Genomic DNA, 22,952 nt, shown 5'->3' with positions numbered 1-22,952 from the left:
CGGAACCAAATCACGCGCGCGAACGTTCCCACTTCACCATCAACCAGCTGGAGACTGAATGTGAATAGAAACGGGCTTTATCTGATTATTGGCGCGCTGATTGTCGTGGCTGCAGGTCTTGCGGTTTATGTCTATCGCGAAGAGACCAAACCCGCCGGGATTGAGATGAAAATCGGAGAAGGTGGTGTTTCCATTCAGGAAAACTGAAATCGGCAAGACGTTATAAACATATAAACCGATTAAGATTTCAAACGCTTACGCTTTGTGATGCAACGTTTCGGACTTCGCCATGTTATTTGGGGCACCAGATAAAACGGAGGACCGAAATGGGTATCCAGACTGTTTCCGACGAGCTTTATCGTCGTCATGAACGCGAATGGGCAGAGTTGCGCAACGCAGTTGAAGCAAGCGAAGCCAACCAACGGCAGCAGGAGAAGGCTTCAGGCCAGACCTCTTGCGATGACAAGACGTCTGGGCACCAGTAAGTCTTCACCAATCCACCTTGAAACGCCGCGAAAGCGGCGTTTTTGTTTCCGATTCGTCGTTCCAGCCGTTCGCGCCCGATGCTGCGGTAACCAAATGCGAAGGAACAATTGGTAGCGTCTCCCCATCGCGATTCGAACAGGAGACAGACGATGGCTGCACGGAAACGCACCACCCGCACGCCCAAGCGCTCCACAAAGCGCTCGGCCAGGTCGTCGGGCAAGTCGTCCGGCTCGTCCACTCCCATGCTCGCGCTTGCCGCAATCCTCGGCCTTGGTGCTTTCAGCCTGTGGGCAACCTCGCAGCACAAGAGCCCGCAAGCCGCGATCACAGCCCTGTTCCAGCGCCCCGCTTCCAAGCCGAACACACAGTCATCTGCGAGAACCGAGCCAAAGGCGACCGTCACCAGCAAAGCACCCAAAAGCAAGGCCCCCGAGAACAAGGCGTGGTCGAAGGATTATGGCGCTGCCGTCGGCCCTGTGCCGCGTCCATCGGCGCCCGTTATGGCACCCGCACCGCAAAAGCCGGTACAGCAGGCAGCAATCCAGACCGCCACCCCGCCCCGCCCCACAAATCAGGTTGTCGTGTCCCCACCAGCCGCTGCACTGCGCTCCATGCCGCCGCGTGGCGTCAACACTCCCGCAAGCTCGCCTTCGGTGATTTATGCCAAGGCGCGACTCACTATCCATAAGAATGCGTGGGACAAGTCGCCATCCATCGGCGTCGTGGAAAAAGGCCGTGAGATGCGCTCCTATGGAAAGACCGGACGCTGGCATCGCGTGATCGTCCCGAAGACGAACATGATCGGCTGGGTGCATGAAGATCAGCTTATCGGTGGACGCAACAAGCCTGACAGCGCAAGCCTGATCACCGGCTCGGTTACCAGGAAGACGCAAACTGCAACGGCAGCCGCACCGAAACAGGCTCCAAATCCAGCGCATTCGCGCATGGAGCCGCCCAAAGCTATCGGCCAGAAAAACTAGAGCGGTTCCGGTTAAAACGGAGTCGCTGGAACCGCTCTATCTCTTTGTTTTTACGCATGTCTTTATCCCAAAACCGGTTCCCACTTTTGGGAGACATGCTCTAATCCAGACCACGCGCCATTGCTTCGAGTTGCTGGTCACCGGGCAAATAGTCGAATCCTGCTTCAATCAGCGACGAACTGTCCGCGACCAGATCGCCATAAAGCTGGTCGTAGAGACCGCTTTTGCCCACTGCCGAAAGCAATACCCGCATAAAGACCGGTGGAACGGGTACAAGACGCACAGGCTTTCCCAAGGCAGCACGCAGCTTCGTCACGAGCTCTTTTGTGGAGCGGGGTTGCGGCTCCGCAAGATGAAACACCCGCCCTGCAACTTTTTCTGCAGGCGCAACGCTTAAGAATGTCAGCGCATGTGCGACGTTTTCAAGCGACACGAAACTGCGCCTGTTGTCTGCCAGGCCGAACGGCAACGGCAACCCGCTATCGCAGAGCTTTATCAAGGCTTTCAGGTTCGCCCGCGCTCCGGGACCATAAACGAGAACCGGGCGCGCAATGACGATCTCAATCCCGTTGAGTTCACGCAGATCGGCTTCCGCCTTTGCCTTGGCACGCCCATAATCATCACGCGGCCTCAGCGGCATGTCTGGCGTCAGCGGCGATGGGTTTCCCGCAATCGTATAGATCGTAGATACAAACACGAAGCGTCTTACACCGGCGGCTTTTGCCTTGGTGGCGAGTTCCACGGCCAGTCGATGATTGACCGCATCGAATTTATCTGCATCCGGTCGTTCCGCGCCGGTGCGGTGAGCAAGTGCTGCACAATGAACAACCGTTTCCACACCTGAAAAATCCGGATCAGACAGTTCATTCCGGGACAGAGGCAAGACTTCATGCCCTTCCCCGGTTAGCACTTGAGTGAGTGCGCTTCCGATAAAACCACCCGCCCCGGTAACCGCTATCTTCATCCTCAGCGTTCCAGCTGTTCGCTGCCTGCCAGAACCTGTGCGGCAAGCGTGCGTGTGATGCGGCTTTTCTGCTCAAGTGCCGCCCGGTCAAGCTTGTCGACGATCTGGATCGCAGACAGAAGCGAGCGCTCGATCCGGCTCACCAGATAGGCGACGACATGCGGCTCGACGCTTACCTGCCGGTCCGCGAAGAGTTTGTGAATGACGCCGGAAAGCAGCAGATCGTCCGGTTCTGAAATTTCCACGACGGTTGCAGCCTTGAGACGCGAGGCAAGATCAGGGAGCTTGACGTTCCAGTTGGCTGGCCACAGACGGGAGGTCATCAGCAGGGAAGGCCCAAGACCCTGAGCCGCATTCTGCCGGACGCTGTTGATGAGATGGAAAAGTCCGGTTTCATCGAAAGGAGCAGCACCAATATCATCGATCAGCACCGGATATTCGGCAGCGCCGTTTACAGCTTCCTCGGTAATGTTCGTGGGGTCTACCAGAAGCGCACCTGTTCCGGCGCGCCAGATTTCCGCCAGATGCGTCTTGCCTGACCCCGTCGGCCCGGCAAGGATCGTGACAGGCGACAGCCAGTTCGGCCAGCGATCGATAAGATCGACAGCGGCACGGTTGGAGCCCGTGACGATCATGTCTTCCCGATGATAACCGGGCTGATGCTCAAGATTCAACGGAATCTGGCGCGGTGCCTCACGCATCGCGGCCTCCTGCAAATCCCGTTTCAAACCTTGCCCGGTTACGACCCAATCTCATTTCTCTTTGCCTGCATTCTCGCCTGCCTCGATCAGCGGCCCGGCGTCGGGGTTCGGCTGATGGTAGGCAGGATCATACATCGGTGAGTGGAGATAGCTATTCAATGCGAACCGCACAAGCACCCCGACTGCAGCCGCTGCGGGCACTGCCACCAGCATTCCTGTAAATCCGAACAGCGAACCGAAGGCAAAAAGAGCGAACATAAGCCAGACCGGATGAAGCCCCACGGACGAGCCGACGAGCTTCGGCTGGAGGATGTTTCCTTCCACAAACTGACCAAGGAAAAACACACCCGCGACGGCACAGATCATGATCCAGTCAGGCCAGAACTGCACTAGCGCCACACCGATGGCAAGCGCCAGGCCGACAAAGGAACCGATATAGGGAATAAAGCTGATGAGACCGGCAAAAAAGCCGATCAACAGGCCGAAATTAAGCCCGGTCAGCGTGAGACCGATGGCGTAATAGGTTCCCAGAATGAGACAGAGCGTTCCCTGCCCGCGAATGAAACCGGCGACGGCAGCATTCATCTCAGCGGCAATGCGGCGCACGGTATGAAGCTGGCGGCGCGGCACCCATGAATCGATGCTGCTGACCATGCGGTCCCAATCCAGAAGCATGTAGAATGCAACCACCGGAGTGACGACGAAAAGCCCCGCAATATCGATCAGCGATTTCCCCGAATTCCACAGGGATTGAAGCAAGGTCGACATGAACCCGGCGCCCTGCTGGAGCAGGGAACTCAGATTCTGCTGAATGACCGAACTGTCAATACCGATATATTTCTTCAGCCATTGCGAATCTTCGTTTGCCAGAAGCGACTGAAGTTGTGTGATGTAGTCTGGAATTTTAGAAATGAAGTCGGCTAGCTGGGTTGCCAAGATCGGCACAATAATCATCAGGCCAACTACCAGCGCCATCAGGAAGATGAGCAGGATGACGATTGTGGCCGTAAGCCGGGACAAGCCGAAACGTTCCAGCCTGTCTGCGACAGGGTCGAGGAAATAGGCCAGCGCCATGCCCGCAACAAAAGGCAACAGCACTGAACTGAATACGATCAGGAACAGAACGAAGACCGCGACGGTCCCCACCCAGAACATCGCCTGACGGCGCACCGAAGAGCCGGTCAGCGCGCCGACTTCCACATTGACGTGGATATCACCATCCCGAACTGTCGCTTCCGACTGACGGATCGTTCGGCTGGCGCTCGTGCGCGTGGGTGTCGGTTTCTTGACCATGTGCATCTATTTCCAGGAAACGAATTGGATAGAGCCAGTCCTGATAGCAGAATGGCGTTACGGATATCTTAGTGCGAACGGGAACAAGTTAGAACGGTTACTGAGGATTGCAATGTCTGTGCGAAAAGCCTGACGAAACACAACCTTCTATCGAGTTATGGACGGTGCTTTACGATTTCAGGCAGAATCCTGCGCTGTTTCGCTCTTTTCGAGCTTTGTGGCCTTGCAGGCAGCGCCGTCTCGTGCCATTGCGCGCACATTCTCTGTTTATCGCATTTTTCTTGAGCAAAACCGTTACACGCTTTTGCCGAAAATGCATTAAACAGCTGCGTGGATAAGCACCCAATTTCAGGAGCAGGCCATGACCATGGAAAATAAGCCCGCCGATAAGCCTGTTGGCCAGAACGGCCTGACCTATGCGCAGGCTGGTGTCGACATCGATGCCGGGAACCTGATGGTCGAGAAGATCAAGCCGCTCGTGCGCTCCACGCGCCGCCCCGGTGCGGATGGCGAGATCGGCGGTTTTGGCGGGCTGTTCGACCTCAAGGCTGCTGGCTTCAAGGATCCGGTACTCGTTGCCGCCAATGACGGTGTCGGCACCAAGTTGAAGATCGCCATTGATGCCGACAAGCACGACACGGTAGGCATTGATCTTGTTGCCATGTGTGTCAACGATCTCGTCGTTCAGGGTGCTGAACCGCTTTTCTTCCTCGACTATTTTGCAACCGGCAAGCTTTCGCCGGATCAGGGTGTCGATATCGTTGCGGGTATCGCCGAAGGATGCCGACAGGCTGGCAGCGCGCTGATCGGTGGTGAAACCGCTGAAATGCCCGGCATGTATCGCGACGGCGATTATGATCTTGCAGGTTTCGCGGTTGGTGCGGCTGAACGCGACCGTCTGCTGCCGCGTGGCGATATCGCCGAAGGTGATGTCATACTCGGCCTTGCTTCGTCCGGTGTTCATTCCAACGGATTTTCACTGGTACGCCGCATCGTTGAACTCTCCGGCCTCGGCTGGAAGTCCGATGCCCCGTTCCAGCCGGGCGCAACACTCGGTGAAGCGCTGCTCACCCCAACGCGCATTTATGTGAAGCCTCTTCTTGCCGCAATCCGCGCTTCAGACGGTATCAAGGCGCTGGCCCACATCACCGGCGGCGGTTTTCCCGACAATATTCCGCGCGTCCTGCCGGAAGGTCTCGCTGCTGAAATCGATCTTGCGTCGATTTCCGTTCCGGCGGTCTTCTCCTGGCTTGCCAAGACGGGCGGCGTCGAGCCGAACGAAATGCTGCGCACATTCAATTGCGGCATCGGCATGATTGCCGTCGTGAAGCCTGAAAAGGTCGAGGAAGTCGTGGCTGCCCTTGCCGCTGAAGGCGAAAAGGTTGTCACGCTCGGCCAGATGGTGAAGCGTGAAAAGGACGGCGTCGTCTACAAGGGCACGCTTTCGCTATGAGCCGCAAGCGGGTCGTCATCTTCATTTCGGGCGGCGGTTCCAATATGGAGGCGCTGATCCGCGCTGCTCAAGCCGCCGATTTTCCGGCGGAAGTGGTGGCGGTCTTTTCCGACAAGGAAGAAGCTGGCGGCCTTGCCAAGGCGCAAGGTTCGGGTATTGCGACACAGGTTTTCAAGCGCAAGGACTACGCCTCGAAGGATGAGCATGAAGATGCCATTCTGGACGCGCTCGCCGCGTTGAAACCGGATATGATCTGCCTCGCCGGCTATATGCGCCTCTTGTCGGGCCGCTTTATTGCTCCCTATGAAGGCCGCATCCTCAACATTCACCCTTCCCTGCTCCCGCTTTTCCCTGGGCTACATACCCATCAGCGCGCGCTGGATGCGGGCATGAAAGTCGCAGGCTGTACCGTTCATCTGGTCACGGAAGGGATGGATGAAGGTCCGATTCTGGCCCAGGCGGCGGTGCCGGTACATGTTGGCGACGATGCCGAAGCGCTCGCAGCCCGCGTTCTCAAAGCCGAACATCAACTTTATGCGCTGGCCCTACGTAAATTTGCCGATGAGCAAAACGGCCAGCCGGATATGGCCGATGCGATGGTTTTGAGCGCCTGATGGCGCTCTTTCCATGTTCAACCGCGGCAAATTAATCACAGACGAAGTTTTTTGTTAATAAAACTTTAATTTCCCGCAAAAAGCTCTAATTCCCATTCGTAACGGAACTTGCTTCGGCAAATCTCGTTAAGGGACGTGTAAGCGTCTCTTTCAATGTGTGTTTTAGAAGAGGACAAGGACATGTCTCTCCGTTTTTCGACTTCCTTCCTTTCGGCAATGGCCGTCATTTCAGGCATTGCGGTCACGGCTCCAGCCATTGCTGCCGACTACGTAGCTCCTCCCGCTTCGGGTCGCACCCAGCCGCGCTCGGAAGTCGGCACGCTGTCCTGCGATATCTCCCCTGCCATCGGCGTCATCATCGGCAGCCAGCAGGATGTGGACTGCGTATTCAGCCCAGCCCGTGGACGTGGTCCAGCTGAACGTTATACAGGGACGATTACCAAGCTCGGCATCGATGTCGGCTTCATCAATGGCGGTCGTGTCGCCTGGGCCGTCTGGGCTCCCACCGTTCGTCCCGAGGGCGCTCTTCAGGGCCGTTATGTCGGCGCATCTGCCAATGCAGCAATTGGCGTCGGCTTCGGCACCAACATCCTGACCGGCGGTTCGTGGAAGACGATTTCGCTTCAGCCGATCTCGCTTCAGGGCCAGCGCGGCCTGAATGCAGCTGTGGGTGTTTCCAAGCTGAAACTGCGTTACGCTGGCTAACGAGCAGCGCGAATAAACAACAGCGCCGGGGCGCATATATAGTTTATATATGCGCCCCGGCGTTGTTGGATAAATATTTATGAGTTTATTTTTCGAATCCAGATCTTGGTATCGTGCACCGCCAGCCCGCCATAGGGTGCGGCAGGTTCAGCGCCGATCAATATATTGATCCCCTCGCCGCGCTCGAATGTCGAGTTCGGGAAAATGCCCTCCGACACCACAACACCACGCTTTTGCCCGGCACGCAGCACGGCATGAAGCACCAGCTCGCCTCGATGATTGCCTATCTCGATCCGCTCGCCATTCTCGATGCCAAGCTCAGCCGCGTCATCAGGATGGATAAGCAATTCTGGCCGGATTTCCTTGGCAAGCGATGTCGGCGTCTCGGCAAAGGTTGAATTCAGGAAATTATGCGCCGGTGAGGTCGTCATGCGGAAGGGATGCTCGGCATCCGCCGTTTCGATCACTTCCCAATGGTCTGGAAACTCCGGTATCGACTGGAAGGGCCCCTGCAGCCCCATGACTTCCGGCGGCTTGTTCGGCGACGGGCTCCCGGACCAGTCGGGTCGGAAGCGGAATTTGCCATCCGGCCATTTGAAGCCATTGATATAATGCGCTTCTTCGAAGGGCGGCTGCAGATCGACAAAGCGCTTTTCCTTCAATTCGTCGAATTGCGGCAAATCGCTATTGGCATTCATGTTGTCGATCAGCGTGCGCGCTTCGAGATCAAAACCCGGCAGATGCGCAACGCCGAGGCGCTTTGCCAGTTCGTTGATAACGAAGATATTCGGACGCGCATCGGCGAGAGGCTCGATCAGCTTCGGCCCCAGAACCACATGCTGCTGCCCGCCGCCGCGATAGATATCGTCATGCTCAAGGAACGTCGTGGCGGGCAGCACGACATCGGCCATCTTCGCCGTATCGGTCATGAACTGTTCGTGCACGGCAACGAAAAGATCCTCGCGCGCAAAGCCTTTGCGAACCAGCCGCTGTTCCGGCGTCACATTCATCGGGTTGGTGTTCTGGATCAGCATCGCCATGACGGGTGGGCCGCCATAAAGAGCCTCACTGTCACCGGTGAGAATACGACCGATCTTCGACTGATCGAGAAAACGAAGACCTACATCCTGCATGGCGCGACCTTCGATCTCGCGCTTGTCCATCTTGAAGATGCCTGAGTTCGAGTGGAATGCACCACCGCCTTCATAAAGGAAAGCGCCTGTCACACAGGCAATCGAAGAAGCTGCGTGCATGTTCACCGCGCCGTTGCGCTGGCGGGTGAAACCATAGCCGAGACGGAAATAGGTGCGCTTGGTCTTGCCGACGAGATGGGCAAATGCCTCGATCTCTTCGACGGACAGGCCGGTGATGGCGGCCGCCCATTCCGGTGTCCGGGTTTGAAGATGCGCTTCCAGTCCTTTCGGATCATCGGTGTAGCGCTCCAGATAATCCCAGTCTGCAAGGCCATCACGGAACAGCACATGCATGACCGCGCAGGCAAAGGCGCCATCCGTACCCGGTTTCAGCACAATGCCCATATCCGCCTGACGGACGGTCGCATTGGCGTAAACATCGATGACGACGATCCTGGCGCCGCGTTCCTTTCGCGCCCGGACCGCGTGGGTCATCACATTGACCTGCGTGGCGGCGGCATTGGTGCCCCATATTACCACCACATCTGCCTTTGCCATTTCACGCGGATCAGGACCGGTCAGGCTTCCTGTTCCCGCAAAATAGCCAGTCCAGGCCATATTGGTGCAGAAACTATCAAACTGATTGGAATAGCGCTTGGCAAAGCGCAGGCGATTGATCGAGTCGCGCTGTACCAGCCCCATGGTGCCCGCATAGTAATAGGGCCAGACGCTCTCGCTGCCATAATCGCGCTCGGCTTTCAGGAACCGTTCGGCAATGAGATCAAGTGCGGCTTCCCATGAAGCTTCCTTCCATTGCCCCTCACCTTTCGTACCGGCACGGACCAGCGGATGCTTGAGGCGGTCAGGATGATGAACCCGCTCGGCATAGCGCGCCACCTTGGCGCAGATGACGCCAGCCGTGTAGCTGTTGTCCTTTGCGCCGCGCACGCGCCCTATGGTGCGCTCATCGAGAATTTCGACATCGAGTGCGCAAGTTGACGGACAGTCGTGCGGGCAAGCCGAATGACCTGTTTTGATGTTCGAGATGGGAGCGTGCTGGTTCATGTTACTTTATTATCTCAAGCCACTTCGCGCAGAAACGAATTTCTGCCGGAAGATTGTCACTGTGACGAAATAAATTTTCACGACAGGCGGAGCGAAATCGCACCAAGAACAATAAGACCGGCAGCGATGAAGCGTGGCAAGCCAACCTTTTCCTTCAACACCACAGCCGAGATGAGTACGCCGAAGAGGATAGCCGTTTCGCGAAGCGCCGCCACGACGGCAATCGGAGCCATGGTCATCGCCCAAAGAGCCAATCCGTAAGAACCGAGGGTTCCGACACCGCCAATCATGGCCGGTCGCCAGTGATTGCGCAGATATTGGATAAACCTGTTCGGTTCACGATAAAGAGCCCAGCCTGCCAGCGGCATGGCGTTCATCAGGAATAGCCACAGCGTATAGGAAATCGGTGCGCCCGAGACACGAACACCGAGGCCATCAATTATCGTATAGCTTGCGATGAAGCCCGCATTCGCGAGCGCAAGCAACGCCGTGCGACTTGAGGCGCCACGATTTCTGCGGCGGGCATCCAGCGCCATCGCAAGAACACCGGAACAGATCAGCACGATCCCAAGCCAGCTTTGCCAGCCCATAACCTCGCCGACCAAGGGGGCACTCACCAGCGCCACCAGCAAGGGCGGCGTGCCGCGCATAATCGGATAGGCTTCGCTCATGTCGCCCGATTTATAAGCCGCGGCCACGAGCGACATGTAGAATACCTGCGTGACGGTTGAAGCAACTATGTAGCCCCAGCTTGCCGGGTTCGGCAGTGGCAAGAATGGCAGGATGAAAAGAGCAATCAAACCGGCTGCACCGGTTACACTGGCTGCGCCGAAGAACTTGTCTCCGCTTCCCTTTACAATTGCGTTCCAGCTCGCGTGGAGGAACGCGCCAAAGAGGACGATCAGAAGGACGCCACCAGACATTTCGGGACTCGACTCAAAGCTAAGGAGCGGATGTTGAAAGTTGTATGTCACATTTGTGACAGGAGAGATATTGCAGGAACGACGCAGACCGGGGTCTTTTTGGATATCACTGCCTCTTGCCGAAAACTGGCCGACATGAAACAAGCGCAACCATGAATTATCGTCACGCCTATCACGCCGGAAATTTTGCGGATGTCGTCAAGCACGTCATCCTGACGCGTCTTGTCGAGTATCTGAAACGCAAGGATCAAGCCTTTCGCGTCATCGACACCCATGCAGGCATTGGCCTCTACGACCTGAAGGGTATCGAAGCAGGCAAAACCGGCGAGTGGACGGGCGGTATCGACCGCATCATGGACGCGGTGAAGAAAGGGCAAATCGAGCAGCCCGCGCTTGAACTTCTGGAGCCTTATCTCGCCGCTGTCCGTGCGGTCAACAACGGTGAAAAGCTTCGCCATTATCCGGGTTCGCCGCTTGTCGTCCGGCATTTGCTGCGCAAGCAGGATCGCCTGTCCGCACTGGAACTGCATCCGCAGGACTCCACCAAGCTGGCGAAACTTTTCGACGGTGATTATCAGGTCCGCGTGACGGAGCTCGACGGCTGGCTTGCGCTGGGCGCCCACCTTCCGCCCAAAGAAAAACGCGGCATGGTTCTGGTTGACCCGCCTTTTGAAAAGGATGGCGAATTCGATCGTCTGGTCGACGGTCTGGCCAAGGCCTACAAGCGCTTCGGCGGCGGCATCTATGCACTGTGGTATCCGGTGAAAGATCGCAAGGAAACAGAACAGTTCACCCGGCAGCTGCGGGAAACCGGCATTCCAAAGATCATGCAGATTGAGCTTGCGATTCGTGCACCGTCCGCTGAACCACGCCTTGATGGCACCGGCATGATTGTCGTTAATCCGCCCTATACACTCGAAAGTGAGATGCAAACCCTGCTTCCCTGCCTTACCAAGCTTCTGGCGGAGGAAAAAGGGAGCAATTTCAGCATCAAGTGGGTGCGCAGCGAGACGGATCGCACTTGACCCGCGCGAATTGCTGACAGAAACTGCGCCTCAACGCTTCGGCTATCACAGATTAGAGCGGGTGCGAGCTCGCAATTTGGGACAGGACAGAGATATGCAACGAACCCTGGAACGTATCGGACAGTATTCACGCGCAGCCCTGTTTGCTGCGTCTGTCCTTCCCCTGACGCTTGTGTCTCTGCCGGCCAGTGCCGCAGACTATCTCACTCCTGCTCCAGCAGGCGTTGCCGATGCAGGCGCTTGCAGCCAGCAGAGCGTTTTGCGCTCGGTGGTTTCCGATTTCGGCTATCAGGTACGTCATGTCCCGAACCTGCCGCAGGTCGGTATTTCGGCGATGAGCGATGTTCAGCTGACACGCTATGAGCCGAAGACCAATCCGGCCCAGATCGAACGTACCTATTGCAAGGCAACCGCCGTTCTGACCGACGGTCAGTACCGTTCGGTCTGGTATATGGTCGAAGAAGGTCAGGGCTTTGCCTCGATGGGCCGCAACGTCGAATTCTGCGTCGATGGTTTCGACCGCTGGTATGTGTACGACGCGAGCTGCCGCGTTCTTCGCTAGTGGTCTGATTCCGACATTTGCATCCCTCGGATATGAGCACTGAGCAAATGTCGGAATCAAAAGACCACTAGTAACTTTATGAATCTAGTGGATTTTTCGAATTTGACGTTTGAAACGAGATTTATATCGGACGGGTATCAAACGTCAAATTCAATCCACTAGTGTCTGCTCCAAAAGTCGCCATGCCGGTCTGCAAATGGCAATTTGTCTGCGTTCCGGTGCTCACGTACCTTTAAGTACGCTCCGCTCCGGTACTCGAAAATCACCATTTTCGCCTCGGCCTGTCGCTTTTTGATTCAGACACTGAAGCCTTGAGCAACGATTGAGTGGAGGGCATATGCTGCGGAATTTTGGTGCAGCTGCGTTTACGTTGCTCGCAGCGGCAGTTGCGAGTGTTTTGGCAGTCGCACCAAGCCATGCTGATGACGTTGCGGGCGAGTTCGACTTCTACGTCCTCGCCCTCTCCTGGTCGCCGAGCTATTGTGCCTCCGAAGGCCCCCGCGCCAACAAGCAGCAATGTGGAACCAACCGTCCTTTCGGTTTCGTGGTGCACGGTCTCTGGCCACAGAACGAATGGGGCTATCCGGCGAACTGCCAGTTCGACAATGCCCGCAGTCGGGGCAGCTATGTGCCTCGTCCAATCATTTCCCACCTGTCGGATATCATGCCTTCTGCCGGTCTTGTCGCTTATCAATGGCGCAAACACGGCAGTTGTTCGGGCCTGTCGCAGGACGAATATTTCTCAACGCTGCGTAACGCTTTCGATCAGGTCAACATTCCGCCCAGCCTGCGCAATCTGGCGAGTGGCCGGCGTGTTGATCCCCTTCTCGTCGAAAAAGCCTTTATCGCAGCCAATCCCGGCATGAAGCCGGACGGAATTTCGATAAGCTGCAAGCGGAACTATCTTCAGGAAGTTCGCATCTGCATGACAAAAGACCTGCAATACCGCGCTTGCGGTCAGGTCGATGCCAATGCTTGCCGAAGCCGTTCCGTCATGATGCCCGCCACGCAATAAACTTTACATATCCGGTTTAGGAACGAACGATGACACAGATACTCTATTCGCCTGCTTCGCCCTACAGCGCGAAGGTGCGCATGGCCGCCCACTATGCTGGCATTCCGTTTGAAAGCGTCGTCGTCAACACCTCGGCGGAACCCGAGAACCTCATCCATGCCAATCCACTCGGAAAAATTCCGACGCTGGTGACGGATGATGGCAAATCGGTTTTCGACAGCCGTGCAATCATCCAATATCTGAACCGGGTTTCGGGTAACAAGCTCTTCCCGCGTAATGCCGAAAAGCGCACCGATGCAGAGCGCTATGAAGCCATCGCCGACGGTCTCTGCGACGTGCTTCTGGCACATGTCTATGAACGCCGTATGCGTCCCGAAGAAAAGATTCATCAGCCCTGGCTCGACCTGCAATGGCGCAAGGCTGAACGTGCGCTCGATCTTCTGAACGAAGCACCGCCACGTCTGGCGGGCAAGCTGCATGGCGGTCATATCGCTGTCGCCGCCACGCTGGGCTATCTGGCGTTGCGCTTCGAGGGCAAATGGGAACGTAACCGTCCCAAGCTCAAGCGCTGGATGAAGCGCTTTCAGGAAGTGCATCCGGAATTGACGGAACTGCTGCCGCGCGGTTGATCGGTCTGGAAAGAAAAAACCCCGGATTTTCCGGGGTTCTTTTTTGCGGTCTATTGCTTCTTGTCGAGCGCCTGCAATATCCGATAGGCAGCCTTTACGCGCTCATCAATCGGATAGTTCCGGTTGGCAAGCAGAACAATTCCGGTCTTCTTCGCAGGAATAAAGGCCGCATAAGCGCCAAAGCCGTTGGTTGAGCCTGTCTTGTTGAGCCACACATCAGCTGACGGTTGGCTAGGTGTATCGAATTTCTCGATTTTGTGCGACTTCAGCGCCATGTCCGACGAGTTGCCCTCAAGAAGCGTCTTGAGCGCGGTCGGATAGTTGTAGAACTCCCAGCCAAGCCCCTGATTGTTCGCTCCGACATGGTAGTAACCGGTATGCGTTGCGGCGACGGCTTTCTGGAAATCAGGCTCCAGAGATGAGCTGTCGATGTTCAGTTCGACGAAGCGGGCAAGATCAAGCGCGGTGGTCTTGATGCCATAGGCCTGCGCATCCAGCGCGCCGCCAGACACCTGGATCGGCTTGTTGGCTTTGGAATAGCCGTAGGCGTAGTTCTTCATCTGGCTTTCCGGCACATTGATGAAGGTGTTCTTCAGGCCGAATGCAGGCAGAAGCGTTTGTTCCATCAAAACGTCGAACGGCTTGTCCATGCTTCGTGCCGCCAGATAGCCGAACAGGCCGATGCTGGGATTCGAATAGCGACGCTGCGTGCCTGCCGGATAGTCCGGCTTCCATTTCTTGAAATATGCCAGCATCGAACTGTCATCGGAGACAGCATCGGGAAACTGGAGGGGCAATCCGCCCGGCGTGTAGGTCCCAAGATCAAGCATGGTGATCTTGTCGAAGCTGCTGTCTGCCAGTTCGGGGGCCCATTTGGTCGCGGGATCGGACAGGGAGAACGCGCCTGTCGCCAGCCCGTAGCCGCCGAGCATTGCAGTGAAGGTCTTGCTGACCGAGCCGATCTCGAAAATCGTGTCTTCGGTGACTTTTTGCCCGCTTTCCTTCGATGCCACACCATAACCGAAGAAGTGGCTCTTGCCGTCGATGGTTATAGCGACGGCCATGCCGGGGATTTTCTGCTCGGCCATGAGCGGGCGCACCGTTTCATCGACAATACGGCGCAAGTCGCCATCATTCACCTTGCTCGCAGCCAGCGCGTCGTTATTCGGGATAATAGCGGCAGTGGTGAGGAAACCGATCAAAAGTGTCGTAGATGTTCTCATGACAGATAAATAAACCTCATGATTATGCGTTCCGCTGCATCTTTCTCAAGACATAGCCGGTATTGCGCGGTCCATTATATTGAAGCCCGCTTTGCGGGATATAAGCCTTTCAGGCCCAGCTTATATACGATGCTTGCACTGGCGCGACAAACGACGTTATCTAGCACTTGGCATTAGAAAAATTTGGGGCAACATGGTTCGACCGCATCTCCCGCTCAATTCCCTGCGCGCCTTCGAGGCATCGGCGCGCCATCTGAGCTTTACGAAGGCCGCGATTGAACTTTGCGTCACGCAGGCAGCTGTCAGCCATCAGGTCAAGAGCCTCGAAACCCGTCTGAACGTGACATTGTTCGAGCGCCTGCCCCGCGGGCTGATGCTGACCAGCGAAGGAGAAACGCTGCTTCCCACACTGAAGGACGCATTCGACAGGATTGCCGGAACGCTAGAACGTTTCGAAGCGGGGCATTATCGGGAAATCTTGCGTGTGGGTGCTGTCGGCACCTTGGCCGTCGGCTGGCTACTGCCACGTTTGCGCGATTTTCAGAATCGCTACCCGTTCATCGACCTGCGGCTTTCGACCAACAACAACCGGGTGGATATTGCGGCGGAGGGACTGGATTACGCGATCCGTTTCGGGAGCGGCGCCTGGCACGGCATCGACGCAACCCGATTATTGGAAGCGCCCCTGTCGCCACTTTGCATCCCGGAACTGGCGCGCGAATTGCGAACACCGGTCGATCTCGCACGACATATTTTGCTGCGCTCCTATCGTGCCGATGAATGGACGCAATGGTTTCAGGCAGCAGGCGTCACGGGCGACATGCCCCTGCCGCGAAGCATCATGTTCGATTCGTCGCTCGCGATGATGGAAGCCGCCATGCAGGGAGCGGGTATTGCGCTTGCCCCGCCACTGATGTTCTCCCGGCAATTGCTGTCGGAAACCATTGTCCAGCCGTTCGAGACGACGGTGACGATGGGCAGCTACTGGCTGACAAGGCTACAGTCGCGGACGGAAACGCAAGCGATGGCCGCATTTCGCGACTGGCTGACAGATGCCGCGAACAACTGAGCTAAACAGCGCAACAAAAAACCGGGCAGTTGCCTGCCCGGTTTTCCGTGTTCAATTATCAGATAATTAGAACTTGTAGCCAACGCCGACGCGGATGTCGTGGGTGTCGAGCTTGTTACGAACCGATTCGTTGCCGAGGTCGTAGGTCTTGTTACCGAATTGGGTGTAGCGGTATTCAACGCGGCCCAGGATGTTGTCCGTGAGCTTAGCTTCCAGACCGGCACCAGCAGTCCAACCAACGCGGAACTTGCTTTCGTCGTCAAAGCCGTTGTCGAGCTTGACCTGCGAACCGGCAACACCAGCCGTGATGTACGGCATAACCGGGTTCAGGTCGTAGCCGAGACGTGCACGCAGCGAGCCTTCGAAGCCCTGCTTAACTTCCAGACCATCCTTGGTCTTCTTGGCCCAGGAGTAGCCGGCGTCGCCTTCAACACCATATACGAACTGGTCCTGCTGGAAGTTCCAGCCAGCGTAAGCGCCAGCCTTCATATCGTCAGGCTTAACGGTGCCTACGGTGTCGGTCTTGGCCTTGTTCCAGCCGTAGCCGAGGTACAGACCGGTGTAGCCACCAGCCCAGCTGTACTGCGGAGCCATTTCGACCGGAGCCGGAACAGGAGGCTGTTCCTGAATGGCATCAGCAGCGAAAGCAGTCGCAGAGAACGGCAGCAGCGCAGCCGAGGCGATTACGAGAGACTTAAGAGTGCGCATAGCATTCTCCTTACACAAATTACCTTTAGCGCGGTCCCTTATCGGGCGGGCGATGTTGGGAGCAAATCGTCCATGCCGCGCTGACAGGATCGACATATCGGCGGTAATTGCGGCACGAAATGCCCGCTTCTGTGGAGAGAACCTGACGAGAACATGGCAAAAATACGATGTTGCATTATCGCAACGCCGAATTCAGCCACCTATATAGTGGGATAACGTCGATTGCAGTGACGGCAACGCGCGGCGAAGTGACACGAAGCCGCTGAAATCTCTACAAATTTGTCAGTTGTGAACATTGCAGGCGCTGTTTTTAGCTGCAATCTTCCGACCGAAATGGCATGAAATCGATTGAAGAATCTCGATAAGAAAGTGTTTACCGTGTTGAACGATCAAGAGCCTCGCCTGCTTGCTAAATGCCCGGTTCTGGTCACCGGCGGCGCACGGCGCATTGGGAAGGCAATTGTCGAAGACCTTGCCGCCCATGGCTTCCCGGTCGCCATACACTATAATCACTCCATCGATGAAGGCGCCGCCCTTGCAGCGTCTATAAACGAACAAGGCGGCAAAGCCTGTGTCGTGCGCGCGGACCTTTCGTCCGAATCTGATATTCGCAATCTTGTGCAAGATGCGTCGCGCCAGATCGGGCCGATCCAGCTCCTCGTCAATAATGCATCGCTCTTTGAAGATGACCGTATCGGCCAACTGGACATGACGCTGTGGGACAAGCACTTTGCCATCCACCTCAAGGCGCCTGTCCTGTTGGCTGAAGAAATGGCAAAAGCCCTGCCCGATGGTGAAGAAGCGCTTGTCGTCAATGTCATCGACCAGCGCGTCTGGAAGCTCAATCCGAACTTCTTTTCCTACACGCTTTCAAAGACGGCCCTCTGGAATGCCACCCGAACGATGGCACAAGCGCTTGCTCCGCAGATTCGGGTCAATGCAATAGCACCTGGTCCAACATTGCCGAGCGAACGGCAGAAGCCAGGCGATTTCGAACAGCAGGTCGAGAAACTTCTTTTGCAACGTGCGCCGGAATTGTCGGAATTTGGGCGTACTGTTCGCTATTTCTGGGAAAGCCGCTCCGTCACCGGCCAGATGATCGCACTTGATGGCGGACAGCATCTGGCGTGGGAAACCCCGGATATTGCAGGAATCACCGAATGACCGGAAACCGCAAGAACAATGAGGATGCCGTTGCAAACCTGCCGTCAGATGACGAGCAGGATGTGGCCGGTATTATCATTGGTGATGCGGAAACCGACGATGATGACGAGACGGACGATATAGTCGACGTTCCTGCCTCGCCGTCCGCTGCCGATTCCATTCAATGGGATTCTTCGGATGGCCTGCCGGACATTGAAGGCCTGAGCGGTCAGGACATCATCAATGCTTTCGTGAAGCGCCTGCCGAACAATCCGGGCGTCTATCGCATGTTCAACAGCGATGGTGACGTGCTCTATGTCGGCAAGGCACGCAATCTCAAGAAGCGCGTCTCCAATTATGCGCGCGGCATCGGCCATTCTAACCGCATAACAAGGATGATCCGCGAAACGGTGACGATGGAATTCGTCGTCACCCGGACGGAAACCGAGGCCTTGCTGCTGGAAGCAAATCTCATCAAGAGATTGCGTCCGCGCTTCAACGTGCTGATGCGCGATGACAAGTCGTTTCCCTATATTCTCCTGACTGGCGACCATCGAGCACCCGGCATTTTCAAGCATCGCGGTGCACGGTCCCGCAAGGGAGACTACTTCGGCCCATTCGCCTCCGCCGGTGCTGTCGGTCGCACGATCAACGCGCTTCAGCGCGCCTTTCTGTTGCGGACATGCACGGATTCGGTTTTTGAGACACGCACCCGTCCCTGCCTTCTCTTTCAGATCAAGCGTTGTTCCGGCCCCTGCACGCACGAGATCAGCGATGAGGACTATGCCGAACTCGTCAACGAGGCCAAGGCGTTTCTGTCCGGCAAGAGCCAGTCGGTAAAAGACCACCTTGCAACGGCAATGCAAGCCGCATCGGCTGATCTCGATTTCGAACATGCAGCGGTTTACCGGGATCGTCTGGCTGCGCTTTCACACGTCCAGTCACATCAGGGTATCAATCCACAGACGGTCGAAGAGGCTGACGTTTTCGCCATCCATCAGGAAGGCGGCATGACCTGCATTCAGGTTTTCTTCTTCCGTACCGGCCAGAACTGGGGCAATCGCGCCTATTTCCCCAAAGCGGACAGTTCGCTCGGCCCGGCAGAGGTTCTGGGGGCATTCCTGTCCCAGTTCTATGACGACAAGCCATGTCCGCGTCTGGTTCTCTTGTCCGAAACGGTTGAGGAGCAATCGCTTATTGCCGAAGCGCTCTCGACGCGAGCGGGCCACAAGGTGCAGGTCAACGTTCCACAGCGCGGCGAGAAAAAAGACCTTGTCGATCACGCCCTGACCAATGCGCGCGAAGCGCTTGGACGGCGGCTTGCCGAAACATCGTCACAGGCGCGCCTGTTGCAAGGCATGGCTGAGACCTTCGGCCTGTCCCAGCCCCCGCGCCGCATCGAGGTCTACGATAACTCGCATATCATGGGCACGAATGCCGTCGGTGGCATGATCGTCGCCGGGCCGGAAGGCTTTGTCAAAAACCAGTACCGGAAGTTTAATATCCGCTCGACCGACATTACGCCGGGCGACGACTTCGGCATGATGCGCGAGGTTATCGAGCGGCGCTTCTCACGGCTGGTCAAAGAGCATGGCACGCCGGAAGAGCCCGCTGACGCAGAAGTAACCGATACATTTCCCGCATGGCCCGATGTCATTTTGATCGACGGCGGTCAAGGCCAGGTCGGTGCGGTCAGGCAAATTCTCGGGGAGCTTGGAATCAGCCATCTCGTCAATGCAATCGGTATTGCCAAGGGCGTCGACCGTGAAGCGGGGCGCGAGCGTTTCTTCGTGGAAGGCAAACAGGCCTTCACGCTGCCGCCGCGCGATCCTGTACTTTATTTCATCCAGCGCCTGCGCGACGAAGCGCACCGGTTTGCCATCGGCACACACCGCGCCCGTCGCAAGAAGGAAATGGTCAAGAATCCGCTCGATGAAATTGCGGGAATCGGCCCATCGCGCAAGCGTGCCCTGCTGCACCATTTCGGGACTGCAAAAGCGGTTTCCAGAGCCGCGGTTGCCGATCTGATGCAGATCGAAGGTATCTCGGAGGCCATGGCCAAGACGATTCACGATCATTTTCGTGACAGATGACGCAATTTTGTCCGGGATTTATGCACAAGCGTCATTAGGTCCCGGCAGAACATATTCGCAGGTGTTGATTTTATCGGTCATCCCTGTTGATGTGCGCTAACAACGACGTGGCGGAACAATGCAGAAAAATCATACCCTCTCCTTGCCCAATATCCTCACCTACGGCCGGATCATCGCCGTTCCCCTTGTGGTATTGTGCTTCTTTGTCGAGGGGCGGCTGGAATCAAGCGATTTCGCCCGATGGACAGCTCTGGGATTGTTTATCGTCGCCAGCATTACAGACTTTTTCGACGGTTACCTCGCCCGCATCTGGAAGCAGACATCGACCATCGGTCGCATGTTGGACCCGATTGCCGACAAGCTGCTCGTATCCGCCATCCTGCTGCTTCTGGCAGCTGATGGCACGATCGCCGGCTGGACGCTATGGGCCGCAATCATCATCCTTTGCCGCGAAATCCTTGTTTCGGGGTTGCGTGAGTATCTTGCCGAACTGAAGGTCAGCGTTCCCGTCTCCCGTCTCGCCAAATGGAAGACTACAGCACAAATGGTTGCTCTCGCTTTTCTGCTCGCAGGCCCTGCTGGTGACAAAGTCGTGCCCTATGTAACCGAAATGGGTATTGTCCTGCTTTGGATATCGGCTCTTCTGACGCTTTATACGGGCTGGGACTATTTCAAGGCGGGCCTCAAACACGTAATGGATTGATCCAGTGACGGTAAAACTCGTCTATTTTGCATGGGTGCGCGAGAAAATCGGCAAGGGTGAAGAGTTAATCGAACTTCCCTCGCCCAAAACGACAGTGGCTGACCTGATCAGCCACCTGAAATCGCGCGGTGATGAATATGAAGCCGCCTTCGAGCACGAACATGTCATCCGTGCCGCGATCAATCAGGAACATGCCGAGCACGTTGAACTCGTGAATGACGGCGATGAAGTTGCGCTCTTTCCGCCCATGACGGGAGGATGAAGTGAGCGGGCAAGAGCATTTCCAGCAAAAGTGCGGAGCGGTTTTGCGTAGGATAATGCGTAAAAGAAAAACATAGGCCATTTTCAATGATTCAAGCAAAACTGGAAATGCCCTAATGACATGCCCACTTTTCGTCGGCATAAGAAGTGAAGACTTCGACACGGCAGCGGAACTGCGCAAGCTTGAGCATGGGCGCACGGATATCGGCGCTATCGTCACCTTTATCGGGTTGTGTCGCGATGAAAGCGGCTCGCTTTCCGCTCTGGAACTGGAGCATTATCCGGGCATGGCCGAAGCTGAAATCACCCGCATCGCCCGACAGGCCATCGAGCGCTGGCCGATAACAGCCCTCACGATCATTCACCGTTATGGACTCATCAAACCGGGCGAAAACATCGTTTTGGTTGCAGCAGCGTCGTCGCATCGACATGCGGCTTTCGAGGCCGCCTCATTCCTGATGGACTACATGAAAACCGACGCCCCCTTCTGGAAGCGGGAACATCTCGCAGATGGTTCGGTTGGTGGCTGGGTGTCGTCCAAAGAGGAAGACGAAAAGATCCGCGAACGCTGGAAACAGTCGTAATCTTTCGATTGCCAGCTATTCTGTTGATCTCTATTTCTCATTTTAATCGTGAATTAACTATTTAACCCCCTAGAATAATGACTAATTTAGGTGGTGTGTTCTTGCGCTGCCACAATTTTCACATGAAGATTTCGCTAATGTCGGCATGATGAATCAGACGCTGACAAGCGATAATGAAAGACAGATTGGAAACCGCATCAGCGCCATCTGTCTTGCAACAGATGACGCGTGCGGGAACGGAAGTTTCGGGCTTTGACGATGCGAAATGGACTGGCAAAAACCCTTTCAATTGCTGCGGCACTCGTGGTCGGCATTGGCGCGCTTGGTGGCGCTGCCTTGTTCCTGACCACGTCGATGCCGACGAGCAGCATTGCCGCGGAAAAAACCGTCAGCGGCAAGGTGATGTATCGTGAGCGTATCGCGCTGCCACCGGAGGCAAACCTGACGGTTCAGCTTTCCGATGTCTCGCTGGCCGACGCTCCTTCCAAAGTCATTGGCGAAACGCGGATTGAATCCGTTCAGGGATCGCCGATCCCGTTTGCCATCAATTTTGATACGGACCAGATTCAGCCCGGTCATACCTATGCCCTGCAGGCGCGCATTTCGGCAGGCGATACGCTATGGTTCGTCAATGACGAGCGCTATACCATCGATCCGGAGAACCCCGGAGAACCGGCAGAAATCAAGGTTGTGATGGTTCGCAAGAGCGGTGATGAAGGCGTTGCCATCGGCATCGAGGGCAAGGACTGGCTCGCGGAAGACATTCAGGGCGGCGGCGTGATCGACAATGCCCAGACGACGCTGACGGTTTCGAGCGACGGTGCCGTCAGTGGCTCAGGCGGCTGCAACCGTTATTTCAGCAAGGCGGTCGTGACCGGGGAAAACATTTCCTTTGCCGATATCGGATCGACCTATGTCCAGTGCCCGCCTGCCCTCATGAACCAGGAACGCAAGTTCCTCGATGTGCTCGGCAAAACCAAGTCCTACAAGATCGACATGGGCAAGCTTGTTCTCTTCGATGACGAAGGGAAAGAGATGGCAAGGCTCGCACAGAGCCTCTGAGATTTGCTTCTGCGCGTCATCCCACCCAACAAAAAAAGCCCGGCAATGCCGGGCTTTTTCTTTGAATTCTCGTTGGGATTAGCCGACGATTTCGGTGCCCGAGAACCAGTAAGCGATTTCTTCTGCAGCGGTTTCCGGAGCGTCCGAACCGTGAACCGAGTTTTCGCCGATCGACAGGGCGAATTCCTTGCGGATGGTGCCTTCGTCAGCGTTGGCCGGGTTGGTTGCACCCATGACTTCGCGGTTCTTGGCGATGGCGTTTTCGCCTTCCAGAACCTGAACGATCGTTGGGCCGGAAGACATGAATTCGGTCAGTTCGCCGAAGAACGGGCGATCCTTGTGAACAGCATAGAAGCCTTCAGCTTCACGCAGGCTCATCCAGACGCGCTTCGAAGCGACGACGCGCAGGCCAGCTGCTTCGAGCTTGGCGGTGATTGCGCCGGTCAGGTTGCGGCGGGTCGCATCGGGCTTGATCATGGAGAAGGTACGTTCGATTGCCATTATGACACCTTGTTCGCTGGAATTTTTAGAAAAGTGAGGCTCTATACCGTCGATAGG

25 protein-coding genes are annotated in these 22,952 nt (G+C 56.2%); 17 read left to right on the top strand and 8 right to left on the bottom strand.

What is annotated here, in order from left to right; translation table 11 throughout:
* Positions 1 to 60 precede the first annotated feature (60 nt).
* From KWJ32_RS20265 to KWJ32_RS20255, 3 genes are all read left to right on the top strand, one after another.
* Positions 61 to 207 (top strand): hypothetical protein, encoded by a 147-nt coding sequence (locus KWJ32_RS20265; protein ID WP_010661698.1) that lies wholly within the window; start codon positions 61 to 63, stop codon positions 205 to 207.
* A gap of 119 nt (positions 208 to 326) precedes the next feature.
* Positions 327 to 485, top strand: a complete 159-nt coding sequence (locus KWJ32_RS20260; RefSeq protein WP_010661697.1) for a hypothetical protein — start codon at positions 327 to 329, stop codon at positions 483 to 485.
* 150 nt (positions 486 to 635) lie between these two features.
* Entirely contained in the window at positions 636 to 1,466 is an 831-nt protein-coding gene (locus KWJ32_RS20255; protein WP_256886202.1) for a hypothetical protein, read from the top strand.
* A gap of 100 nt (positions 1,467 to 1,566) precedes the next feature.
* Here KWJ32_RS20255 and KWJ32_RS20250 read toward each other — a convergent pair whose 3' ends face one another.
* From KWJ32_RS20250 to KWJ32_RS20240, 3 genes are read right to left on the bottom strand one after another with little or no spacing between them, the layout of a single operon-like run.
* Positions 1,567 to 2,430 (bottom strand): NAD-dependent epimerase/dehydratase family protein, encoded by an 864-nt coding sequence (locus KWJ32_RS20250; RefSeq protein WP_256886201.1) that lies wholly within the window; start codon positions 2,428 to 2,430, stop codon positions 1,567 to 1,569.
* Positions 2,431 to 2,432: 2 nt separating this feature from the next.
* Complete coding sequence (gene hdaA / locus KWJ32_RS20245) at positions 2,433 to 3,131, bottom strand: DnaA regulatory inactivator HdaA (RefSeq protein ID WP_036580968.1); 699 nt, start codon at positions 3,129 to 3,131, stop codon at positions 2,433 to 2,435.
* Between the two features lie 51 nt (positions 3,132 to 3,182).
* A complete protein-coding gene (locus KWJ32_RS20240; RefSeq protein ID WP_172488791.1) occupies positions 3,183 to 4,424 on the bottom strand; it encodes an AI-2E family transporter in 1,242 nt (413 codons plus the stop codon).
* A gap of 361 nt (positions 4,425 to 4,785) precedes the next feature.
* On the opposite strand from KWJ32_RS20240, the gene purM reads away from it, so the two are divergent.
* The 3 genes from purM (at position 4,786) to KWJ32_RS20225 (ending at position 7,196) form a co-directional block, all read left to right on the top strand.
* Complete coding sequence (gene purM / locus KWJ32_RS20235; protein ID WP_151662798.1) at positions 4,786 to 5,877, top strand: phosphoribosylformylglycinamidine cyclo-ligase; 1,092 nt, start codon at positions 4,786 to 4,788, stop codon at positions 5,875 to 5,877.
* The gene (gene purN, locus KWJ32_RS20230) at positions 5,874 to 6,491 is read left to right on the top strand and encodes a phosphoribosylglycinamide formyltransferase (protein ID WP_151662797.1); all 618 of its coding nucleotides are present in this window, start codon (positions 5,874 to 5,876) and stop codon (positions 6,489 to 6,491) included. The genes purM and purN overlap by 4 nt, the downstream gene beginning before the upstream one ends.
* Positions 6,492 to 6,671: 180 nt before the next feature.
* Complete coding sequence (locus KWJ32_RS20225; RefSeq protein WP_010661690.1) at positions 6,672 to 7,196, top strand: DUF992 domain-containing protein; 525 nt, start codon at positions 6,672 to 6,674, stop codon at positions 7,194 to 7,196.
* Positions 7,197 to 7,273: 77 nt separating this feature from the next.
* Here the strand turns inward: KWJ32_RS20225 and KWJ32_RS20220 are convergent, their stop codons facing one another.
* Positions 7,274 to 9,394 carry a molybdopterin oxidoreductase family protein gene (locus KWJ32_RS20220; RefSeq protein ID WP_256886200.1) on the bottom strand — a complete coding sequence of 707 codons (2,121 nt, stop codon included), beginning with the start codon at positions 9,392 to 9,394 and terminating at the stop codon, positions 7,274 to 7,276.
* 77 nt (positions 9,395 to 9,471) lie between these two features.
* Positions 9,472 to 10,317: a DMT family transporter gene (locus tag KWJ32_RS20215; protein ID WP_010661688.1), complete on the bottom strand. Its 846-nt coding sequence runs from the start codon at positions 10,315 to 10,317 to the stop codon at positions 9,472 to 9,474.
* A 152-nt stretch (positions 10,318 to 10,469) separates the two neighbouring features.
* On the opposite strand from KWJ32_RS20215, the gene KWJ32_RS20210 reads away from it, so the two are divergent.
* The 4 genes from KWJ32_RS20210 (at position 10,470) to KWJ32_RS20195 (ending at position 13,548) form a co-directional block, all read left to right on the top strand.
* Positions 10,470 to 11,342, top strand: coding sequence for a 23S rRNA (adenine(2030)-N(6))-methyltransferase RlmJ (locus KWJ32_RS20210; protein WP_256886199.1), 873 nt, complete (start codon positions 10,470 to 10,472; stop codon positions 11,340 to 11,342).
* Positions 11,343 to 11,436: 94 nt separating this feature from the next.
* Positions 11,437 to 11,904 carry a phage portal protein gene (locus KWJ32_RS20205; RefSeq protein ID WP_010661686.1) on the top strand — a complete coding sequence of 156 codons (468 nt, stop codon included), beginning with the start codon at positions 11,437 to 11,439 and terminating at the stop codon, positions 11,902 to 11,904.
* Between the two features lie 337 nt (positions 11,905 to 12,241).
* Positions 12,242 to 12,919, top strand: coding sequence for a ribonuclease T (locus KWJ32_RS20200; RefSeq protein WP_256886198.1), 678 nt, complete (start codon positions 12,242 to 12,244; stop codon positions 12,917 to 12,919).
* Between the two features lie 29 nt (positions 12,920 to 12,948).
* Positions 12,949 to 13,548 (top strand): glutathione S-transferase, encoded by a 600-nt coding sequence (locus KWJ32_RS20195; protein ID WP_010661684.1) that lies wholly within the window; start codon positions 12,949 to 12,951, stop codon positions 13,546 to 13,548.
* A 50-nt stretch (positions 13,549 to 13,598) separates the two neighbouring features.
* Here KWJ32_RS20195 and blaOCH read toward each other — a convergent pair whose 3' ends face one another.
* Complete coding sequence (blaOCH, locus tag KWJ32_RS20190) at positions 13,599 to 14,771, bottom strand: OCH family extended-spectrum class C beta-lactamase (protein WP_256886197.1); 1,173 nt, start codon at positions 14,769 to 14,771, stop codon at positions 13,599 to 13,601.
* 193 nt (positions 14,772 to 14,964) lie between these two features.
* Here blaOCH and gcvA point away from each other — a divergent pair, with 193 nt between their 5' ends.
* Positions 14,965 to 15,840 carry a transcriptional regulator GcvA gene (gcvA, locus tag KWJ32_RS20185; protein WP_256886196.1) on the top strand — a complete coding sequence of 292 codons (876 nt, stop codon included), beginning with the start codon at positions 14,965 to 14,967 and terminating at the stop codon, positions 15,838 to 15,840.
* Between the two features lie 66 nt (positions 15,841 to 15,906).
* On the opposite strand, the gene omp25 is transcribed toward gcvA, so the two are convergent.
* Positions 15,907 to 16,548, bottom strand: a complete 642-nt coding sequence (gene omp25 / locus KWJ32_RS20180) for an outer membrane protein Omp25 (protein WP_010661681.1) — start codon at positions 16,546 to 16,548, stop codon at positions 15,907 to 15,909.
* Positions 16,549 to 16,896: 348 nt separating this feature from the next.
* Between omp25 and KWJ32_RS20175 the strand changes: the two genes are divergently transcribed.
* The 6 genes from KWJ32_RS20175 to KWJ32_RS20150 all read left to right on the top strand — a co-directional run bounded on the left by KWJ32_RS20175 (position 16,897) and on the right by KWJ32_RS20150 (position 22,394).
* The gene (locus tag KWJ32_RS20175; RefSeq protein ID WP_036585760.1) at positions 16,897 to 17,712 is read left to right on the top strand and encodes an SDR family oxidoreductase; all 816 of its coding nucleotides are present in this window, start codon (positions 16,897 to 16,899) and stop codon (positions 17,710 to 17,712) included.
* Complete coding sequence (gene uvrC / locus KWJ32_RS20170) at positions 17,709 to 19,784, top strand: excinuclease ABC subunit UvrC (RefSeq protein WP_010661679.1); 2,076 nt, start codon at positions 17,709 to 17,711, stop codon at positions 19,782 to 19,784. Before KWJ32_RS20175 ends, uvrC begins: the two co-directional genes overlap by 4 nt.
* A gap of 118 nt (positions 19,785 to 19,902) precedes the next feature.
* Positions 19,903 to 20,487 (top strand): CDP-diacylglycerol--glycerol-3-phosphate 3-phosphatidyltransferase, encoded by a 585-nt coding sequence (pgsA, locus tag KWJ32_RS20165; RefSeq protein WP_010661678.1) that lies wholly within the window; start codon positions 19,903 to 19,905, stop codon positions 20,485 to 20,487.
* Positions 20,488 to 20,491: 4 nt separating this feature from the next.
* Positions 20,492 to 20,749 (top strand): molybdopterin converting factor subunit 1, encoded by a 258-nt coding sequence (moaD, locus tag KWJ32_RS20160; RefSeq protein WP_010661677.1) that lies wholly within the window; start codon positions 20,492 to 20,494, stop codon positions 20,747 to 20,749.
* Between the two features lie 115 nt (positions 20,750 to 20,864).
* A complete protein-coding gene (locus KWJ32_RS20155) occupies positions 20,865 to 21,332 on the top strand; it encodes a molybdenum cofactor biosynthesis protein MoaE (RefSeq protein WP_256886195.1) in 468 nt (155 codons plus the stop codon).
* A gap of 258 nt (positions 21,333 to 21,590) precedes the next feature.
* Positions 21,591 to 22,394: a YbaY family lipoprotein gene (locus tag KWJ32_RS20150; RefSeq protein ID WP_010661675.1), complete on the top strand. Its 804-nt coding sequence runs from the start codon at positions 21,591 to 21,593 to the stop codon at positions 22,392 to 22,394.
* 78 nt (positions 22,395 to 22,472) lie between these two features.
* Here KWJ32_RS20150 and ndk read toward each other — a convergent pair whose 3' ends face one another.
* Entirely contained in the window at positions 22,473 to 22,895 is a 423-nt protein-coding gene (gene ndk / locus KWJ32_RS20145; RefSeq protein ID WP_010661674.1) for a nucleoside-diphosphate kinase, read from the bottom strand.
* Positions 22,896 to 22,952: the final 57 nt, after the last annotated feature.

The organism is Ochrobactrum sp. BTU2, from assembly GCF_024539785.1.
GTDB lineage: Bacteria > Pseudomonadota > Alphaproteobacteria > Rhizobiales > Rhizobiaceae > Brucella > Brucella anthropi.
This window is presented reverse-complemented; position numbering and strand designations above follow the sequence as displayed.

Excerpts from the sequence above, each read along its gene's own strand:
- gcvA (WP_256886196.1), top strand. The coding sequence starts at position 14,965 with ATGGTTCGACCGCATCTCCCGCTCAATTCCCTGCGCGCCTTCGAGGCA.
- KWJ32_RS20210 (WP_256886199.1), top strand. The coding sequence starts at position 10,470 with ATGAATTATCGTCACGCCTATCACGCCGGAAATTTTGCGGATGTCGTC.
- purN (WP_151662797.1), top strand. The coding sequence starts at position 5,874 with ATGAGCCGCAAGCGGGTCGTCATCTTCATTTCGGGCGGCGGTTCCAAT.
- KWJ32_RS20225 (WP_010661690.1), top strand. The coding sequence starts at position 6,672 with ATGTCTCTCCGTTTTTCGACTTCCTTCCTTTCGGCAATGGCCGTCATT.
- ndk (WP_010661674.1), bottom strand. The coding sequence starts at position 22,895 with ATGGCAATCGAACGTACCTTCTCCATGATCAAGCCCGATGCGACCCGC.
- KWJ32_RS20205 (WP_010661686.1), top strand. The coding sequence starts at position 11,437 with ATGCAACGAACCCTGGAACGTATCGGACAGTATTCACGCGCAGCCCTG.
- KWJ32_RS20200 (WP_256886198.1), top strand. The coding sequence starts at position 12,242 with ATGCTGCGGAATTTTGGTGCAGCTGCGTTTACGTTGCTCGCAGCGGCA.
- uvrC (WP_010661679.1), top strand. The coding sequence starts at position 17,709 with ATGACCGGAAACCGCAAGAACAATGAGGATGCCGTTGCAAACCTGCCG.
- purM (WP_151662798.1), top strand. The coding sequence starts at position 4,786 with ATGACCATGGAAAATAAGCCCGCCGATAAGCCTGTTGGCCAGAACGGC.
- KWJ32_RS20240 (WP_172488791.1), bottom strand. The coding sequence starts at position 4,424 with ATGGTCAAGAAACCGACACCCACGCGCACGAGCGCCAGCCGAACGATC.
- pgsA (WP_010661678.1), top strand. The coding sequence starts at position 19,903 with ATGCAGAAAAATCATACCCTCTCCTTGCCCAATATCCTCACCTACGGC.
- KWJ32_RS20155 (WP_256886195.1), top strand. The coding sequence starts at position 20,865 with ATGACATGCCCACTTTTCGTCGGCATAAGAAGTGAAGACTTCGACACG.
- hdaA (WP_036580968.1), bottom strand. The coding sequence starts at position 3,131 with ATGCGTGAGGCACCGCGCCAGATTCCGTTGAATCTTGAGCATCAGCCC.
- KWJ32_RS20195 (WP_010661684.1), top strand. The coding sequence starts at position 12,949 with ATGACACAGATACTCTATTCGCCTGCTTCGCCCTACAGCGCGAAGGTG.
- KWJ32_RS20255 (WP_256886202.1), top strand. The coding sequence starts at position 636 with ATGGCTGCACGGAAACGCACCACCCGCACGCCCAAGCGCTCCACAAAG.
- KWJ32_RS20215 (WP_010661688.1), bottom strand. The coding sequence starts at position 10,317 with ATGTCTGGTGGCGTCCTTCTGATCGTCCTCTTTGGCGCGTTCCTCCAC.
- KWJ32_RS20260 (WP_010661697.1), top strand. The coding sequence starts at position 327 with ATGGGTATCCAGACTGTTTCCGACGAGCTTTATCGTCGTCATGAACGC.
- KWJ32_RS20250 (WP_256886201.1), bottom strand. The coding sequence starts at position 2,430 with ATGAAGATAGCGGTTACCGGGGCGGGTGGTTTTATCGGAAGCGCACTC.
- KWJ32_RS20150 (WP_010661675.1), top strand. The coding sequence starts at position 21,591 with ATGCGAAATGGACTGGCAAAAACCCTTTCAATTGCTGCGGCACTCGTG.
- blaOCH (WP_256886197.1), bottom strand. The coding sequence starts at position 14,771 with ATGAGAACATCTACGACACTTTTGATCGGTTTCCTCACCACTGCCGCT.
- omp25 (WP_010661681.1), bottom strand. The coding sequence starts at position 16,548 with ATGCGCACTCTTAAGTCTCTCGTAATCGCCTCGGCTGCGCTGCTGCCG.
- KWJ32_RS20220 (WP_256886200.1), bottom strand. The coding sequence starts at position 9,394 with ATGAACCAGCACGCTCCCATCTCGAACATCAAAACAGGTCATTCGGCT.